The sequence below is a fragment of the Novosphingobium sp. B1 genome (assembly GCF_900176395.1).
Lineage (GTDB): Bacteria > Pseudomonadota > Alphaproteobacteria > Sphingomonadales > Sphingomonadaceae > Novosphingobium.
The window spans coordinates 1-18,144 of sequence record NZ_FWXL01000007.1; the positions used below are offsets into that span (position 1 = coordinate 1).

Genomic DNA, 18,144 nt, shown 5'->3' on the forward strand with positions numbered 1-18,144 from the left:
CCCCAGACTGGTCAGCCAGGGGCGGGTTCAAACATGGGTCAATTCTCAGTGGAAATTTATGCCCCTACCGGGTCAATTCTCAGCGGAAATCTACAATAGGACCTTGAATTCCCCGGTAGATCAAGCGCCACGCAGTGAAAGCCGCGCTCGGCCAACATCGGCATGATTCTGGTCCATTCGAGCGAACAGGCATAAAGCGTGTGGATCAGGACGAGCGGCGTTCCTTCGCCTAGCTCGTCATAATGAACCCTGGTGCCGTCTACGCGGAGATAGCGGCCGACGATGTCTTCGGTGGACTTCATGACGCGGCCTCCAGTGATCTTGCAGTTTCCCGGTAGTGGTCCGTCATCAGGTAGATCGCTTCGATCACCCGGAAAGCCGTCATCATGTCACCCTCTATAGCGAAGATACCCGGGGTCATGTTGGCGCCGTCGACAATGTCTTCCGGGCTCGCGAACCGTCGCTTGCCGCCCATCAGTAGGTCGGTAAAGGGTGTTCCGCCGACCAGTTCATCCCAGGCCCAGCCCGGCGCGGAAATCTTGAAGGTGTACCCGATGGGCGGCATGTGAGGCCGACGGTCGATGATCGCCCCATTGTAGATCTTTAGCCAGCAGTTCGCGCTGCCGTCGTCGAGCAATACGGAACCGTCAAACCATTCGGTGGCAGCGCCGAACTGAGCGTCCGCGTTGACTGCCTGCACCAGCCGGGTGAGGAAATTCTCATCCTTAAATCTGCTCATGATTCGATCCTCTTTCCCGGCGGACTTATTGGGCTAGTGGTCCATTTTTTCAGAAGTGGAGTAGCGAGCTCCGCCTCAGGTCTTTCTGGCCAGGCTCCTGACTGCATCGACGATTTCGTCATCGCGTGCCCCTGCACCAAAGACTGCGGCAACGCCGAGATTCTTCATCTTTACGGCATCGTCAGCGGTGACGACCGAACCGCCGATCATGACTGGAATGTTCAGATTTCGGCTGCGCAACTCCTCGACCAGCTGCGGAACCAGTGTGAGATATTCCCACGAATGACAGCTAATGCCGATAACGTCCGCTCCGTGACTGAGCGCGCCATCGACAACCTGTCCTGGACTTAGCAGCTTGCCGAGATAGGCCGTACTCATCTGCGCTTCGCGCAGGATGCGGCCGACAGCGATAACGCCGTTTTCGTGTTGATCCATGCCCATCACGGCAAGGGAGATTTTTTCCTGCGCCATTGCATCAGACCTTCAGGGCAAGGGGGAATCGAAAATGTCGGGCGCCATGTTGAGTGCGCGACGCATAGTTGTAACGATCTCTCCAACCGTCGCGTCGGCGTCGAGCGCGGCGATGACCACCGGAACGAGATTTTCACCAGTTCCAACTGCTGCAGTTACCCGTTCCATCGCAGCCTTCGCGCCGGCGATATTCCGGGTGATCTTGAATTGCTCAATGCGCTCAGTCTGACTGTGCCAGGTCTCGATCTTGCTGGTGGTGACTTCCTTGAGAAGCGTGTCATCTTCATCAGGAATCTGCAGCAGGTTGAGACCGACAACAGGCAATTCGCCTGTCTCGACACGCCGCTGTCCGCGCTCCATGGCATCGTGGAAGAGCTGACGGAAATACCCGCCGCTCGCCAGTGCATTTGGATCGCCGAGTGCTTCGAGTTCCGCGACCTTTTCGACGATCCGGCGTTCCATTTCATCCGTCAGTTGCTCGACGAAATAGGAACCACCCAGAGGATCAGAAATGCGTGCTGCGCCCGTTTCCAGATCGATTATCTGCTGTGTCCTCAGCCCGACGAGATGAGCTTCCTTGCTGGGCGTGCGGTAGGCCTCGTCAAAGGCCGAAATTTCCAAAGCCTGGACGCCGGCAAGCACCAGCGACATCGCCTGAAGCGTGCCGCGCACGATGTTGTTCACAGGCTGCTGGGCGGTTAACGAAAGGCCGGAAGTATGGCTGCTGATCGCGACAGAGAGAGATCGCTCGTTCGCGGCCCCGAATTCATCGCGCATCATTTTCGCATAAAGGCGGCGAGTGGCGCGAACCTTTGCAATTTCCTCGAAGAAATCCATCCCGCAATTCACGAGGATGGCGATACGCGGAGCGAAGGAGTCCACTGGCACGCCGCGCTCAATCAACAATCGCGTAAGATGCCTGATCTGGAGGAAGCCCAGCGCCATTTCCTCGACGGGGTAAAGGCCGGACTCGCTAAAGAAGTAAGTGTCCTCGATGTAGGAGTGGAACTTGGGCATGTGCAGCGCGCAGTATTCCATGCAATCCAATGATAGCCGGACCCGGAACTCGACCGGCAGATGGAATGCGTAGGAACAGTCCTCAACATACAGTGGCGGTTGCAGAACCGAGCCGCGCAGCTTGTCGATTGGAAAGTCGGCCTCCCGCGCGGCAAGGACCAATCCCGACAATGACATGATCGCCGGAACAGAGCTGGAGATCGAAGTGCTAGCGAAGGGCACGCCCTTGAACAGGTCGATATAGTCCTGCTTGCGGCATAAAGACACGCCCTGGGTTCCCACCGCTGCACGCGCGAGGGGATTGTCTGGATCGAGCATCGACTGCGTCGGTGCATCCCCGATCACATCAATGCCAGTCTGGCCATGTTCGAGGAGGTAATGGATCTGTTCGTTCGAACGCCGTCCGTCGCCTTCACCACTCAGTTCTCGCTGAATCCAGGTTCCGGTTGCGTGAGCATTCGCCATGCGCCCCCTTGTGAAAGGGAACTGCCCCGGCCTCTCCGACTTGCCATCATCGGCCCCGTAAAAATCTTTCAAAGGCAGTCCAGATCGCGTGATAATACTCAAGTCTATTGCTCCTGTTGCGCAAGATGGGGCAAGGCAATGCCGCGTCGATGGAGGATCAGGTCAGGCTTTCTGGCAAACGAAACGTTGCCAGGTGCGGCATCGGCAGCGAGCCTATGAAACCGGTCCTGCCGTCCGGCCCACCGAACGCCAGGCTGGTTGGCAGCTTCAACGGCCCGGAAACAGCGGCACAGGCAGCGAACTGCTCGACATGGCCATTTCGCTGCGCAACTCCTTCGGCCATGACGTTTACAGCCTCCTCGTTCGCATCGCGATAAATTACGTGAAGATCGCCGTTCTGGTCGATCGCTGACAGACCGTTTTGACTTACGATCGTCACCCAGATGTTTCCGAAAGGATCGAATGCGAACCCATCGGGGAATGCGCCCCAGCCCAGGCTGTCCGGGCCGACAATCTCTTTGTCCCCAAGTGAACCATCGGACCTGATCGGGAAGCGGACAATTCTGCAGCCCAGTGATTCGGCCGCATAAAGATGGTATCCGTCCGGCGAGACCTTGATTTCGTTTGTCAGGTCCAGACCATCAGCGACGATCTCGCAACGCTTCCCGTTGTCTTCAACGCGAAGGATGTAGCCATCTTTCTGATCGCGCGCCAAAGCAGAGTGCCAAGGCAGACTGCGTGACATCACCGAAAGCCAAATTCGATCAGGACCGTCCGCCCAGGCACAATTGACAGTGCCAAGAGAATTGCCCTGATAGCTGTCGAGCAGAGTGCGGGTCGAACCGCTGGCTGAAATCAGGTGCAGAGCGCCGTCGGCTAGTCCGGCAACCACGAAGCTACCGTCAGGCCTGCGGCTGTAGCCATTGGGCTCAAGGATGCCGTGTCCCAATAGCTGCGGCTCTCCTTGCTCCGGCACATTAGCGACGCCTCCGCGCGCATCGGAAACCCAAATGCCGTCCCTGTCGATCCAGACGCATTCGGGACGTTGCAACCCCTGTCCATAGGTTCCGAAATCCTGATCCGACAGCTTGAATTCGGCAATGTTCATGATGTCACTCCCTCTGCCCAGCGCGCTGCGATGGAATATTGCTTCAACTTTTCGTCAATGTCCTTGCGAACGGATTCGGGAATCTCGTTCACTCCGCGCAATTCCGCGACGATGCCATGACGCGCGTCGTCGTGGACCGAAACGGCGATCTTGCCACTGCCCGCTATCGCGTCGGCTTCATGCTGAAATACTTGCCGGGCAGCCTCCCGTCGCAAGATAAGTTTGGAGATCTTTCCCGGACCGCTCAAAGGCATGACGCCCAGAATATGGACGGACTTGGGGATCGCCGCGCGCTCGACAATCAATGGCCGAACGAATTCGAGCAACTCGCTCTCTTCCAGTCGGACATCCGGCTTCAGTTGCACGAACAGGATTGGCACTTCCCCAGCGTAGCTGTCAGGCCGACCGACCGCGGCAGCAAGTTCGACAGCCGGATGACGGTAGGCCGGACCCTCGATGATTTCGGGATCGATATTGTGGCCACCACGGATGATGATGTCTTTCTGTCGTCCGGTAATCGTCAGATGCCCATTAGCGTCAATGCGGGCCAGATCGCCGGTACGGAGCCACCGATCGGGCGTAAATGCATCGGGGTAATCATCGAGATAGTGCGTAATGACGGTCGCACCACGAACAACCAGTTCTCCGATCTGGTCGGTTCCGGCCTGGACAGTCAAATTGCCGTCCGCAGCAGGCAGCCTTACCTCTGCCTGAATACAGTCGAACGGAACCCCGACGGTCTCAATGCGGGGATTGTCGACAGGATTGAGGACGGAAAACCCGCAGGTTTCCGTCATGCCCCAGCCATTGACAACGAAGGCCCCTGTGCTTTCCCTGATCGCCTCGGCAGTTGCCTGCGGTAGTGGCGCACCGCCGGTCAGAATGTGCTTGAATCCAGACACTGGCCCGGTCGGCGGATTCGACGCTATGGCGGCAAGTGCGGTGGGGACAGCTGCGCCCAGCGTAATGCGATAGCGTTCCACGAGCTCCCAAAAACGCTTTGCTACGTCAGGATCACGGTATCCTCTCGCCGATGGGATGAAGATAGATGCTCCCGCCATCAGCGGAATCAGTCCGGCATTGAGTGTGCCGCTCGTATGGAAAAGTGGCAGGGCGCTGAGCATTCGCTCGCCCTTGAGGGCGCCTTGTGCATGGGCACCCGCTTCGAGAAGCGCCAGGTACATCGCTTCAGTATGCGGGACGATCTTGGGCTTTCCGGTGGTGCCACCGGTCAGCATCAGGACCATATTGCGGCAGGTATCGTTGGGCAGACCATCAGGCCAGTCCTCACCAGTTTCCGACATGAGTGCGTCGAGTTCGACCGTTCCGGGAGCTATCTGAGCATCGCCGAACACGACAACCTTAAGGTCGGGCAAAGCGTTGCGGATTATGGCAACTTTGCCCGGAAAGGTCGGATCCTCGGCTGCGGTCGCCGATGTCAGAAGGACAGACGCCTTGACCTGCCGAAGAAGATCTATGAGTGCTTCCGCTTCCAACAGGTAATTGAGCGGGGCAACGGTCCCAACGACCATGGCCGCCAGCAAAGTCTGGTAGGATACCGGGGTCAACGGCATGAATGCCCCGATGACATCACCCGGTGCAACCCCGCTGCGCAGAAGCGCAGAGGTCCTATTTCTGACGTCGACTGCGAACGAGCGGAAGGTAATTTGGGTCTCGGGCGCGTCACAATTCTCGGAAAAGGTAATCGCAATTGTCTTGCTCAGCGATTCCGCTACCATATCGACACGCTCGCGCAGACTTCGCGCGCCCGAGAACTCCGTCATGTCACTACTCCAGTGGACTGGCACGGTGCCTGTCGCCATTAATCCTTCCCGATGGTCGAAAAGATCCATCTTCCTGGTGCGGGGCCGACACTGCGCTGCTGTTCGAAAATCACGGCTGGCGGCGAAGGACTTGAACCAGAAAACTGAAGTCCATCGCCGCCGGCCAGCTTAGAATGTCCGACGAACCGCGATCCCATAAGTGCGTGGTTGATTGACATTGAAGTATTGAATCCCGAACGATGACAGATTTACGCCGTAGGAATAGACGTTCTCATTGCTCAGGTTCTTGCCCCATGCCCGAACTGACCAAGGTCCGTTCTTCCATTCCACGGTCGCATCGAAAAGGGCATACGAACCTTGACGCAGAATGCCATAGTTGAGGGCGTCATTGTAAGGCGTAAACCACTGACTGCTTGTATAGGTCACGCCGGGACTGATGGTGAGCTCGCCGCCAGCAATTCCGCCGACGACAAAGTCAAACCGGCCGGTGGCCGTCACGGACGGAGCGAACGGCAACTTGTTCCCGTCAAGCACCGTGCTCTGCAGGGTCAACCGATCATACTTGCTGTCCGTATATCCGACACTGCCCGTAAATGACACCTGCGGCGAGAAACGCATCGTTGTTTCGATTTCGAAACCCTTCAGCGTTGATGCGCCAGCGCTTCGCAGGAACGCCACAGGCCCGATCTGGTCCTGAATTTGCTGGTTGGTGTAGTCGTAGTAGAAACCGGCTGCCGCAAGGCTGAGGGCTCCATCAAGGAAGCGCCCCTTGATGCCAGCTTCGTAGGCGTTGACCTTTTCCGGCGCGACAAAGTCGATCTGGGTCGGGCTCAGGTAACCCGATCCGTTAAAAGTCCCCGCACGATACCCGCGGCTGTAGCTGGCATAGACCAACGGTCCGCCGTCAAACTTGTAGCTGATCGCAGCCCGACCGGTCAAAGCCCGGTTGCTCCCCCTGCGTTCGAGTGGCGCGCCCGGCGCGCCGATAACCTGAACGATCGGAGTGAAGTCATAGTCTCCAACAACCGAGGTGCCATTTTCATACTTGGCAATGTCCTCGGTGTATCGCGCGCCAAGTGTGATCGTCAGCGATGGCGTAGCTTTCCAGTCAAACTGACCGAAAGCCGCTTTGGAGATGCGGACTTGCGTGTAGCCCTGATCGATAGTCGCACCGCCTGCGACAAGGTTCGGATCGGCCGGAACGCCAAGATCGCCAAGAAACGCCAACAGGATGTACTTGTTGTTGATCGACACGCGGTCGCGCCCATAAAAAACGCCGCCCTGCGCTTGGACCGCTCCGCTGTCGTAAACGAGCCGTAGCTCCTGATTGAATTCCTTGTACTTGCTATCGAAAACCGTCTCAAGGAGCTTCACCGGCGAGCCATCAACGTCCTGGCCGAACAATGACTTGGCAGTGTCGTAGGACGTCAGCGATTGCAGCGTCAACGAGTCGGACAAGCCAAGCTTGATAGAGAGCGCAGCACCTTCGGTATTCGAGCTGTTCTGGTGCGGATTGTCAGAACTGATCTGGTAGAAGCCGAGATTTCCCCTGGCATAGCCGCTGATCGGGTTTGCACCATTCGCTCCCGTGCCGATGGCGATAATGCCTGGCTGGATCTGTCGCGCCCGGTTTGCGAACAGGCGCAGGTTGATATCCAGATTCTCCGATGGCTTCAGCCTGATCGAAAGTCGGCTTCGCAGATTGTCTGCCGACGCAAGGTCTTTCGCGCCCGGAAAGACGTTGTCAACGTAACCATCATGGCGATCGTAGCTAACAGCGGCCCGGATGCCGACTTTGTCTTCGACAAGCGTTCCCTCAACGGCCCCTTCAGCACGGAAATCGTTGTAATTGCCATAACCCAATTCGACATAGCCATTTGCGCTGGACAGGCTCGGCTTTCGGGTAATGAAATTGATCGCGCCGCCGGTCGTATTGCGTCCAAAGAGTGTGCCTTGCGGGCCGCGCAACACCTCGACGCGCTCCAGATCGAACATCTGCCCGCCGTGCGTGGCACGAAATGCCATATAGGTGTCATCAGCATAAACACCGACCGGAGACGCCTGGTTCGACGAATAATCGTTGCCAAGCCCGACACCGCGGAGCGTAAAGTTCGGTTCGGCACCGCCAGTGGAATCGTTGACCTGAAGGTTGGGCACGATAGACCCAAGCGCAGTCGGCTGAGCGATGCCGCGACTTGAAAGCGCATCGCCAGACAGCGCGCTGACCGCCAGCGGCACCGACATGAGCGATTCTGAACGGCGCTGCGCCGTCACAACAATCTCGCCAACCGGCGCGTCCTCATCCGCAGTTTGATCTGCTTGCGGTTGAATAGCGGCATCCTGTGCCCACGCCTGGGCGGGAATGGAAGCCCCAGCCAGAAGCGTCGTCGCAAAAGCCAGTTGCCAGGCGTGATATTGCCTCATTTCCCTCTCCTAAAAATTTCTCGCGTCTATGCCGAGTCGCATATGACTACCAGAATGATACGGTCGTTCCAACTCAAAAGTGTAACGACCGTATCATTTTTATTCGCCTGACGGGTGCCTGAAAGCAGTCGGAGCGGGCAGCGATACTCGGTGGAATTACCCAGACGATCAGGGCCTAAAGCTCAACGAGACCCCAAAAGTCGCTGGACTACCGGAATAACGGCGAACATTGTCGACGAATTTTGCCACATTTGACCAGTAGTACTGATCAAAAATATTCTTACCAAAAACTTGAGCTCGCCAGCGTTTGTTCTTTGATTCAAGGCCAATACGTAGATCCACCAGTGCATATGAATCAATATCGAGCAGTGTGTTGCTGCCAAATCCCGCAACAGTCGCGCTTCTGTAATTTACATTTCCGCCAATGAATGCATCGACCGATTCAGAAACTGACCAAGCGTAGCTTGAATCTAGAATGACTTGATATTTAGGAGTGTATGGGAATGAATTTCCTTTAAATTGCTGAAGTGCCCCTAAAATATTGTAGTTACTAAAATCACTTGTCACCTCGCTATCCAGATAGGTTCCCGCAATTGTTACATTTAATCCTGCCATTGGCCGAAGGTTAATCTGCGCTTCAGCCCCTCGAATTTTTGATCTGGGGATATTGACAAGAGTTTCCAGCGGACCAAGCAAAGCGGGCTGGACAAGAGTCCGGCCTCTCACTTGCTTGTCGGTGTAGTCATAATAGAAAGCGGCCGCAGAAATGTCCGCCGCACCGTCGAGCACACTGAATTTGGCGCCCACCTCGTATGCTAGGACTGATTCCTGAACTGCAGGCACGACTTGCGCTATTGCCAAGCCATTAATGGTCGGTGCGCTGCCTGCTTTATAGCCACGGCTCACATTCGCATAAATCAATGTTCGTGGACTGGGCTTCCAGTCCAACCCGACGCGCCAGGAGATATTGTCTTGTGACAGTGTCCCGGTGGCTTCTCCCGGATTCAGGCCGCCATCGACCATGAGGCAACTACCAACAGGAATTGTTGCGAGGGGAGTTAGCCCGCGTGCGGACCGCAGGGCGTTGTACAACCCCGTTATTGCTGCGGCTCCGGTTGCTTCAGCGGTTTTCGTACATCCGCTATAGTCGAGTTTGACGTCTGTATATCGCAAGCCGCCATGGACGCGAACGGTGGGCGATATTTCCCAATCTACGTTCCCGAACAGAGCCTTTGTATCGAAGATTTGGCGATAGGACTGGAGCGTGGCGGGCAGAACACCGTACGGTTGCGTGACGAAATTCGTCGTCGAATACGCAAGGTCCACACGATTGAGCTCAATCGCGCGATCATGCGCATAATTTCCTCCCACCATGAACCGAATGGGCCCCAGTTCTGCGGATACTCGAACCTCTTGAGAGAAAGAATCGTTGAAACCGCCCCCCGTGGTTCTCACGTTATTGTATGAAGTCCCATCTTGATCCGTTACCTGATCAACGTCGAAGCGAGAATAGGCGGTAATCGACGTTAGCGTGATGGCATCGCTCAGATCAAAGTCTCCTCTTAGCGACATTTGATAAAAGGAATTGTCTTTGACCAATGGAATTCCGGCATCCCAGTCGGCATCTCGATTATTTTGCGGCGCAGTCGGATATGTGGCCAGCGCAGGAACTTGAGGCGCGAGTCGCAGGCTGCTCGGAATGAATGCAATAAGTTGCGCAGCCTGCGTGTCTGATCTGTCTCGGAACCCATTGATGTTTAATGTTAGCTTGGCCCCATCTGCTGGGCGCCAGTCCACGATAAGACGGCCTTGTAGGAGGTCGCGGTCGCCGAGTTCGTCTGTCCGCGTGTAACTGCGCTGCCATTCGTCGCCTCGAAGCAAGCGCCCTGCCACTCGAACGCCCAGTGTTTCACCAAGCGGAACGCTGACGAATCCTTGCAAGTCAATCGTATTGAAGCTGGAGTAGCTTGCTTCAACGCCAGCTTTGAAGCTCCTGCCTGGTTTAGAAGCGATATAGTTGATCGCGCCGCCAGTTGAATTTTGACCAAAAAGTGTACCTTGAGGCCCCTTAAGAACTTCGACGCGCTCCAGGTCAAAGGCAGCGCCCTGCGCCATGATTGAGAAGGGCAAAGGCACCTCGTCAACGTAAACGCTAACCGCTGGTCGCGCGCCGATCGTCGTGTCAAAAAATCCAACGCCACGCAGGGAATATACCGGAGCTGATGAACCGCTCTCCACATAAGAAAGACCCGGTGTAAATTTCGTAAGATCCTGAACGCTCTGCACTCCCCGCTGCAGCAGTGAGTCACCAGAAAGTGCTGTGATTGACATAGGGACGTCAGAGAGGTTTTCGGACCGCTTTTGCGCCGTAACCACGATTTCGGCGACTTCATCGGAACCGCTTCCCGATCGCCTTCCAACTTCATCTTCTTGGTTGTCAGCAACCTGAGCTTTGGCGGCCTCTGCAACAGCAGTAGTCGCTAGCAGGTAGCAAACAAGCGCAAAAAAGCGAACATTTCCCGTTTTCATGAACCCCTCCCTTTATTCCTGCTGAAAACCGCAGGTGGCGAGCTCATAGCAAAATGATACGATCGTTCCAACTCAAAAATGTAACGACCGTATCGGTTGCTCCCTGTTGTGTTTGCCGATACGGAAGATAGTCGCAATCCGGGTATGGCGGTGGTGTGGAGAGCAAGTTGGTAATTAAGAAGAAACCAGCGATTGAGGAGTCAGCTGAACATCGCATGCTCCAGCGGCGGGCGCGTAGGTTGCTCGGGAAGGAGTATCCCGTTCCCACCCTAGAGAATGTAGATGGCGTTGACAGCCATGAGGTTATAGCTGGACCGGAATTGGTCACATCTACCGTTCCTTTACCATCTGTAACGGAGCGCTCATCCAAGATTCGTGAGCGAATTCTCGACGTTGCGGAACTCCTATTCTCAAGATGGAGCTACACGGGTGTCTCGATCCGCGACGTTACCGACATGGCAGAAACGCGGCTTGGCAACGTCAACTACTATTTTGGAAGCAAGCAGAACCTATACTTCGAAGTCTTGAGGCGGCGAGCCGAGGTTCTTGCGGCTGCGCGCATCGAGGCGATGGATGCAGCCATCACCTCGGACCTCTCTGGCGCAAAATTCGTTGAGGCACTGGTCAACGCCTACATGATGCCAGCGATGGAGCGCAGCATCCACGGTGGCCCGGGTTGGCGCAATTTCTTCCAGCTGATTGGCCATATAACCTTTTCACGGCTTTGGCCGGCGGAGATCATGGCCCGCTATTTCAATGCGCCGGCCGAGAAATTTGTTGCGGGGCTAAAGGACAGGTTCCCGGAAGCAACGGAGTTCCAATGCCAAGCCGCCTCCCTACTCATCGTCGGGCCGGTCATCTTCATGCTGGCCAGAACAGGTCGGGTCGAGACTTTCAGCAGTCCTGCCTTCAGCTCGAACGACCTTGATGCGCTTACGCCGGATACCCGCCGCTTCGTTGTCGCCGGCGTCTGTTCAGTCATGAGGATCCCCTACAATGCGGAAGCTTGAAAACAGTGTGGCGGTGGTCACCGGCTCGGGGCGGGGGATCGGACGGGAACTCGCATTCCTACTGGCGAAGGAAGGGGCGAAAGTAGTCGTAAATGACCTCGATCCTGACGCTGCAGCTGAAACGCAGGCAACAATCGTGGCCATGGGCGCATGTGCGTCCGCGTTCCCCAGGAGTGTGACAAGCTTGAACTTCGCTGAAGAATTGGCGGAGTTTACCAAGGAAACATTCGGCGATGTGCATATCATCGTCAACAATGCCGGGTATGTGTGGAACGAACCAGTACACCGAACCACAGACGAACAGTGGGAGGCGATGCAGGCCATTCACCTGACCGCGCCGTTCAGGATCATCAGGGCATTCCATCCCCTCCTGCGAGAGCGAGTGGATGCCGAGCGCACCGAAGGCAAGTTGGCGAGCCGCAGGATCGTGAATGTGGCGTCGATCGCCGCCACACGCGGCACCGCAGGGCAAGTCGCCTATTCCTCTGCAAAGGCCGGGTTGTTTGGCCTGACGCGATCGTTGGCGAAGGAATGGGGATCAATGAACATCACCGTAAACTGCGTGGCTTTCGGACTGGTTGATACGCGTCTGACCGCCACAACCGAAGACGGGACGGGCGTCATCAAGATTGAAGGTGAAAAACGCCGCGTGGGTTTTCTTCCGAATCAGCGAGACGCGTTAATCCGCAGCATCCCGCTCGCCCGCGCAGCCTCGGCGGAAGAAGCCGCCGGCGGGGCATTCATCTTCTGCCTGCCCGAAGCGAGCTACATCACAGGACAGTGCATCGAAGTGGCTGGCGGCATCGCCTACTGAACGGATTGCTTCAGCACGCCGTTGCGCCAAATTCCTGACGCGAGACCGGATGCGATGTGGACAGGCCCCCATCAACGACGAGCGCATGACCGTTGACATAGCTGGAGTCGTCAGAGGCCAGGAAGAGCGCCGCGCGCGCAATCTCGTCCGCCGATCCTGCTCTTCGCAGCGGGTTGAGGCGCCCAAGTCGGCCCTCCTTGCCCGCGTCTCGCGCCGCATCAAAAATCATGCTCGTCATTCCGGTCTCGACCAAACCCGGACAAATCGCATTAACGCGGACATTGCTGCCGGAAAGCTGCTGCGCCGCAACCTGCACAAGATTGATCACACCGGCCTTTGACGCCGAGTAGGCAGGGCCGCCTGCGCCCGATCGCAAGCCAGCGATGCTCGCCGTGCAGATAATGGATCCGCCCATGCCTTCGGCCATCGCCTTGGCGCCGTGCTTGATCGCCAGGAACGTTCCGGTCAGATTGATTCGCAGCAACTGCGCCCAGTCATCTTCATCTTGCTCGAAAAGCGATTTCAGACCTCCGGAAATTCCCGCATTCGCGAGAACAACATCCAACCTGCCGTAGTCCTTGATTACGTCAGAGATCACTCCGGCGACGATCTGTTCGCGCGAGGAGTCGACGCAACAGGCCCGTGCCTCGCCGCCCTCACGACAAATCAGCGCGGCAGTTTCTTCCACGGACTCCGCGAGGTCCAGCAGGACAACGGCTGCCCCTTCAGACGCGAACAGCCTTGCCGAGGCCTTACCGATTCCGCCAGCAGCGCCCGTTACAACCGCGACTCTTCCAGTCAATTTTCCCATAGATAACCTCGATCCACTCCACACATTTCACCTGCGATGCTTCGCCGCCCAATTTGAGCGGTAAGACTCCAACGCATGTAGTCATAAACCATCAGAAATGGAACGGTCGTTCCGCTCATTCCGTCCTGCAGATCATTTCGAAGTTTCTGCAGCGGCCTTGCGGGTGAAGAAACACTCGCAAGAATGACGGTGGTAGGAGGGCATGAACTGCCTAAACGACGCTGCATCACAGCCCAAGGCAAACATGCGGTGAATACCGTTCACCCACAATTGCCGCGCGAACCAGCCGCGAATATCCCATAGGGTCGGAGAACGACATCAGCCTGCCGCGAACCAACAACACTTCGTCGAGCTTACAGCATGATTACAACGGTATAGTCACGCCGGTTTGTAACCAGCTAGAAACGTGGTCACAGGCGAGTAACCCGTTGAAGTTTCTGACGAAAACTGGAGCGGGCGAAGGGATTCGAACCCTCGACCCCAACCTTGGCAAGGTTGTGCTCTACCCCTGAGCTACGCCCGCTCGTGCGTTTCTGGCCGGTGGGAAGTGCCCCGTCCGGCTGGGGTGTGGGGGCCTCTAACGGTGAGTCGGAAAGAGCGCAACACCAAAAATGCATCTTGTGTGAAGTCTTTCGCAAAACCCCCGATTCCCCTTGTCGAAGCGCGAAGCTTTCCCACATTGTGCGACAAACCTGAAAACATCCGAGCGGAGACACATTTTGGCCAGCATGGGGCTCAATCTCGAAGAACAGAAGGCAGTGGACCGATTCCGCAAGGACGTGGTCGAGCCTTCGATGACGAAGCTCGTCATCCTCGATTTCTGGGCGGAGTGGTGCGGGCCGTGCAAGGCGCTGAACCCGGTGCTTGAAAAGGTTGCGGCCGAGTATGCCGACAAGGGCGTTGTCTTGGCCAAGGTCAATGTCGACGAAGAGCAGTTCATCGCCGCGCAGTTCCAGGTGCGCTCGATCCCCACGGTCTATGCAATGTTTCAGGGGCAACCTGTCGCTGATCTGACCCCTGCCCGCACCGAATCTCAGCTCAAGCAATACCTCGACCAGATCCTCGGCAAGCTGCCCGTACAGGGCGACGAGCCGGTGCAGGACGTGACGCCCTTGCTTGCCATGGGCGAGGAAGTGCTCGTCGAAGGCGACGGAGATCGTGCTGCAAGCATTTTCGCCCAGATTGTCGAGATCGCGCCCGATAACGCGCAGGCGCACGCCGGGCTTGTACGGGCGCTGATTTTGGCAGGTCGAAAGGATGAGGCGCAGGCCGTGCTTGATTCGCTCGATACCACGCTGGCAGCCGATCCAGCGCTGGCTCAGGCCCGTTCGGCCTTGGCTCTCGCCGGAGATGCCCCAGAAGAAGGTGAACTCGCCGCCCTGCGCGCAGCAGCAGCTGAGCGGCCTGCCGACATGGACGCCCAGCTGGCCTTCGCCAACGGTCTTTATGCCGCAGGCCAACGTGACGAAGCAGCTGCAAAGCTCCTGGCCATGATCGCATCCGATCGTGAATGGAACGATGGCGCTGCCAAGACCCGGCTTCTGCAGATTTTCGAGGCAACTGGCCTTGAAGATCCATGGGTGTCGGCGACGCGCCGCAAGCTTTCAACCGTGCTGTTCGGCTGATCGGCATGGGCGCGAGCAGCACTTACACGCGCCTGTCGATCTTCCCGCTGACAGGCGCAGTGCTTTATCCCGGTCTGCAATTGCCACTGCACATCTTCGAGCCACGTTACCGCGCTATGGTGAGCGATTCGCTGGCGCGCGACCGCCGCATCGCCATGATCCAGCCGCAATCGCCCGCTGAAGGCGCACCGCTGTTTGCCATAGGTTGCGTGGGCAAGATCGTTGACGTCGAAGCGTCGGAAGATGGCCGCTTCAACCTCGTTCTTGAAGGCATCTCGCGGTTTCGCGTGATCCGCGAGCTCGATGTCACTACGCCCTTCCGCCAGATCGAGGCAGAATTGATCGCCGATGACATGGCGGAGGCGTTGAGCGCAGTCGAACGCGCCTCATTCGAAATCGAGGCGCGACGCTTTGCCGATGCCCAGGGCTATGCGGTCGACTGGGACTCGGTTGGCCGCCTGGACGACATGTCGCTGATCAATGGCGTGTCACAGATCGCTCCATTTGACGCCGCTGCCAAGCAGGCGTTGCTCGAGGCTGATTCGCTGGCTGCGCGGTGCGAACTGCTCGTTCAGCTCATGCAGTTCTTCGGCAAGCGCGACAGCGACGACGGCGGGCGTGTTACCCTGCAATAGCAGCGCGCAATCCGAGAGCCTTCAGAACTGCGCCTGGATCCCGTCAATCACGAACTGCGCCGCAAGCGCTGCCAGCAGCACGCCTAGCAGCCGGGTGATGACTGCCTCGACCTGCGATCCCAGCGCGCGGATCAGAGGCCTGGCGGCGACGAGCGCCACAAAGCTCAGGACCATCACGACCACAAGCGCGCCAAGAATGACGACTGTTTCCTGCGTGCCGTTGGCGCGGGCTGTAAGCAACATCACCGAAGCAATCGAGCCCGGGCCTGCGAGCATCGGCATGGCCATGGGGAATACAGAGACGTCCTCGACCTGCGGCTGCGCCGTACGCACTTTCTCGGCACGCTCCTCGCGTCGTTCGGTACGCTTTTCGAACACCATGTCGAGCGCGATCAGGAACAGCATGATGCCGCCGGCGATGCGGAAGCTATCGAGTTCGATGTGCAGCGCGCCGAGAAGGTCCTCGCCAAACAGCGCGAAGACCAGCAGGATGCCAGTTGCGATCAGACAGGCCCGCAGAGCCATGGAGAAGGCCTGCTTGGATGTCGCATTGGCCGTAAGGCCGGCGTAGATCGGCGCGCAACCGGGCGGGTCGATCACCACGAACAGCGTCACGAAGGCGGAGAGGAAAAGTTGCCACATCGCCTCAGATTCCGTTCGCTTTGAAACTGCGCGCGATCACTTCGCTCATCGCGCCGTCTTTCCAGATCCATGCCGTGAAGCGGCGGCTGCCATCGGGCATGACCGTGGAGCGCCAGGCGAGGCTGCCGTCGCGCGACTGGCCGTCCTTGCTATCACCCCTTGGCGATGCCGGAATCGCTCCGGCGAGTGGCCGCATCGGCGGCAGCTTGCTGCCCTCCTTGCGCCCCCGCTTGCTGCCGGGCTGCGGGGGCGGATCGCCTGCGGGACGCTGGCGTGCAGGACAATCGGCGACCTTGCCCTCGGCCCAGTCCACCTCGCGCAAGGGCGCCGCCAGATCCTGCCTGTCGTCGAGCACCCACTTCCAGTCGACCTTGCCCTTGAACTGGCGCTGCCAGACAGTGACATATTCGCCGTCGCTGCCGGCGGCTCCCTGCCAGGCACCAAACGTCAAACCAGCCGATCCATCGCAACTTATCCAAGCCAGATGTGGTGCCCAACTGACCGGCAAAGGTGGGTCCTTGCGATCCTTGAGCAACGCCTTGACCTGCTTGCGCCCGCCCTCGAACATTTCCGCGGCTTCGCCAGCAGTCTCGCGGAAAGCGGTCCACTGCCCCTTCTCGCGCGCAAGACGGGAAAAGGCGAGATCGGCAGCGATCAGGGCCGAGGGATTGGCGTAGGCGCGCTGCGGGCGGCCGGATCCGCGCGGATCGGGGGAAGATTGGGCGACAGCGGGGCAGGCAAGAACGAGGAATGCGAGGGGGATCAGGCGCTTCATCGCATCAGCCTAGCGGATGCGTTGCGCCGTGCCCACCCCGCTTCGGATCGATCAGATGGCGTCTGCGGCAAGCTCCAACCCGGCACTGCGATAGGCCGCCACGAGCGCGTTGCGCAGCAGCACGGCAATTGTCATCGGGCCCACGCCCCCAGGCACTGGCGTAATTGCAGAGGCGACCTGCGCCGCTGAAGCATAGTCCACATCGCCGACCAACCGTGTCTTGCCAGCTTCTGCCGCGGCCACTCGGTTGATGCCCACATCGATCACCGTGGCGCCTGGTTTGATCCAGTCACCCTTGACCATCTCCGGGCTGCCTACAGCAGCCACGACAATGTCGGCGCGCTTCACCACTTCGGGCAAATTCTTCGTCCGGCTATGGGCGACCGTTACCGTGCAGCTTTCGGCGATCAGCAATTGGGCCATCGGCTTGCCGACGATGTTGGACCGGCCGATAACAACGGCATCCAGTCCAGAAAGATCGCCCAGCCTGTCCTTGAGCAGCATCAGGCAGCCCAGCGGCGTGCAAGGCACGAAACCGGGCTGGCCTACGGCAAGCCGGCCGGCATTGGTCACGTGAAAGCCGTCGACGTCCTTGTCCGGATTGATCGCGGCGATAACCTTTTGCTCGTCGATGTGTCTGGGCAGGGGAAGCTGCACAAGAATGCCATCAACCGCCGGATCGGCATTCAGTTGTTCAACCACGGCAAGCAGGTCGGTTTCGGACGTATCAGCGGGCAGCTTGTGCTCGAAGCTGTTCATTCCGGCCTCGACCGTGCTCTTGCCCTTTGAACGGACATAGACCTGGCTGGCAGGATCTTCGCCAACCAGCACTACGGCGAGACCGGCCTTGCGCCCGGCCTTTGCCTCGAACGCGACAGCAAGTTCGCCCACGCGGGCACGAAGATCGGCCGCAAAGGCCTTTCCGTCGATCACGGCAGCAGTCATGTCAGCAATTCCCGATTGAAGTCACGCACCTGCCGTCGACGAGGCAATACCGCTTAGCAGAATCATGAGCAAGTTGAGGCCGATGATCAGCACCATCGGCGAGAAATCGATCGCGCCTGTATCTGGCATTATGCGCCGGATCGGGCGAAGCAACGGCTCGAGAATGGCATTCAGCGCTTTCCAGATGGCCGCCACGGCATTGTTGTGCATGTTGACTACGTTAAACGAGATCAGCAGGCCGAGCACAAACTGCACGATCACCACCACGACAATGATGTTAACCAGGTAGTTGATCATCGCGATCAGAGTATAGAGCAACATGTCTGCCTGCTTCCTGCAATCGATGGGGC

General features: G+C 57.9%; 17 protein-coding genes and 1 tRNA gene. 4 read left to right on the plus strand and 14 right to left on the minus strand.

Features of this window, described 5'->3' with window-relative positions:
• Positions 1-56: 56 nt before the first annotated feature.
• The 8 genes from B9A23_RS13380 to B9A23_RS13415 form a co-directional block, all read right to left on the minus strand.
• The gene (locus B9A23_RS13380; protein ID WP_084279593.1) at positions 57-302 is read right to left on the minus strand and encodes an alpha/beta fold hydrolase; all 246 of its coding nucleotides are present in this window, start codon (positions 300-302) and stop codon (positions 57-59) included.
• The gene (locus B9A23_RS13385) at positions 299-739 is read right to left on the minus strand and encodes a hypothetical protein (protein WP_084279594.1); all 441 of its coding nucleotides are present in this window, start codon (positions 737-739) and stop codon (positions 299-301) included. Before B9A23_RS13385 ends, B9A23_RS13380 begins: the two co-directional genes overlap by 4 nt.
• 75 nt (positions 740-814) lie before the next feature.
• Positions 815-1,210, minus strand: a complete 396-nt coding sequence (locus tag B9A23_RS13390) for a cobalamin B12-binding domain-containing protein (protein ID WP_084279595.1) — start codon at positions 1,208-1,210, stop codon at positions 815-817.
• Positions 1,211-1,222: 12 nt separating this feature from the next.
• Positions 1,223-2,794, minus strand: a complete 1,572-nt coding sequence (locus tag B9A23_RS13395) for an acyl-CoA mutase large subunit family protein (RefSeq protein WP_176217991.1) — start codon at positions 2,792-2,794, stop codon at positions 1,223-1,225.
• A 55-nt stretch (positions 2,795-2,849) separates the two neighbouring features.
• Entirely contained in the window at positions 2,850-3,800 is a 951-nt protein-coding gene (locus B9A23_RS13400) for an SMP-30/gluconolactonase/LRE family protein (RefSeq protein WP_084279597.1), read from the minus strand.
• Positions 3,797-5,653 carry an AMP-binding protein gene (locus B9A23_RS13405; RefSeq protein ID WP_084279598.1) on the minus strand — a complete coding sequence of 619 codons (1,857 nt, stop codon included), beginning with the start codon at positions 5,651-5,653 and terminating at the stop codon, positions 3,797-3,799. Before B9A23_RS13405 ends, B9A23_RS13400 begins: the two co-directional genes overlap by 4 nt.
• Positions 5,654-5,752: 99 nt before the next feature.
• Positions 5,753-8,008 carry a TonB-dependent receptor gene (locus B9A23_RS13410; RefSeq protein ID WP_084279599.1) on the minus strand — a complete coding sequence of 752 codons (2,256 nt, stop codon included), beginning with the start codon at positions 8,006-8,008 and terminating at the stop codon, positions 5,753-5,755.
• Positions 8,009-8,176: 168 nt separating this feature from the next.
• Positions 8,177-10,537, minus strand: coding sequence for a TonB-dependent receptor (locus B9A23_RS13415; protein ID WP_084279600.1), 2,361 nt, complete (start codon positions 10,535-10,537; stop codon positions 8,177-8,179).
• Between the two features lie 155 nt (positions 10,538-10,692).
• Between B9A23_RS13415 and B9A23_RS13420 the strand changes: the two genes are divergently transcribed.
• Both B9A23_RS13420 and B9A23_RS13425 read left to right on the plus strand, forming a co-directional pair.
• Positions 10,693-11,547: a TetR/AcrR family transcriptional regulator gene (locus B9A23_RS13420; RefSeq protein ID WP_139797470.1), complete on the plus strand. Its 855-nt coding sequence runs from the start codon at positions 10,693-10,695 to the stop codon at positions 11,545-11,547.
• Positions 11,534-12,361 (plus strand): SDR family NAD(P)-dependent oxidoreductase, encoded by an 828-nt coding sequence (locus B9A23_RS13425; RefSeq protein WP_084279602.1) that lies wholly within the window; start codon positions 11,534-11,536, stop codon positions 12,359-12,361. Before B9A23_RS13420 ends, B9A23_RS13425 begins: the two co-directional genes overlap by 14 nt.
• A 10-nt stretch (positions 12,362-12,371) precedes the next feature.
• On the opposite strand, the gene B9A23_RS13430 is transcribed toward B9A23_RS13425, so the two are convergent.
• Entirely contained in the window at positions 12,372-13,172 is an 801-nt protein-coding gene (locus tag B9A23_RS13430; RefSeq protein WP_084279603.1) for an SDR family NAD(P)-dependent oxidoreductase, read from the minus strand.
• A 448-nt stretch (positions 13,173-13,620) separates the two neighbouring features.
• Positions 13,621-13,695 (minus strand) — tRNA-Gly (locus B9A23_RS13435).
• Between the two features lie 205 nt (positions 13,696-13,900).
• On the opposite strand from B9A23_RS13435, the gene B9A23_RS13440 reads away from it, so the two are divergent.
• Both B9A23_RS13440 and B9A23_RS13445 read left to right on the plus strand, forming a co-directional pair.
• Complete coding sequence (locus tag B9A23_RS13440) at positions 13,901-14,797, plus strand: tetratricopeptide repeat protein (protein WP_084279604.1); 897 nt, start codon at positions 13,901-13,903, stop codon at positions 14,795-14,797.
• A 5-nt stretch (positions 14,798-14,802) separates the two neighbouring features.
• The gene (locus B9A23_RS13445; RefSeq protein ID WP_084279793.1) at positions 14,803-15,432 is read left to right on the plus strand and encodes an LON peptidase substrate-binding domain-containing protein; all 630 of its coding nucleotides are present in this window, start codon (positions 14,803-14,805) and stop codon (positions 15,430-15,432) included.
• A 21-nt stretch (positions 15,433-15,453) separates the two neighbouring features.
• Here the strand turns inward: B9A23_RS13445 and B9A23_RS13450 are convergent, their stop codons facing one another.
• From B9A23_RS13450 to B9A23_RS13465, 4 genes are read right to left on the minus strand one after another with little or no spacing between them, the layout of a single operon-like run.
• Positions 15,454-16,074, minus strand: a complete 621-nt coding sequence (locus B9A23_RS13450) for a MarC family protein (protein WP_084279605.1) — start codon at positions 16,072-16,074, stop codon at positions 15,454-15,456.
• Positions 16,075-16,078: 4 nt separating this feature from the next.
• Complete coding sequence (locus B9A23_RS13455; protein ID WP_084279606.1) at positions 16,079-16,849, minus strand: hypothetical protein; 771 nt, start codon at positions 16,847-16,849, stop codon at positions 16,079-16,081.
• Positions 16,850-16,900: 51 nt separating this feature from the next.
• On the minus strand, positions 16,901-17,794 hold the full coding sequence (folD, locus tag B9A23_RS13460) for a bifunctional methylenetetrahydrofolate dehydrogenase/methenyltetrahydrofolate cyclohydrolase FolD (RefSeq protein WP_084279607.1): 894 nt from the start codon (positions 17,792-17,794) through the stop codon (positions 16,901-16,903).
• A gap of 21 nt (positions 17,795-17,815) precedes the next feature.
• Positions 17,816-18,115 (minus strand): YggT family protein, encoded by a 300-nt coding sequence (locus B9A23_RS13465; protein WP_084279608.1) that lies wholly within the window; start codon positions 18,113-18,115, stop codon positions 17,816-17,818.
• Positions 18,116-18,144 lie beyond the last annotated feature (29 nt).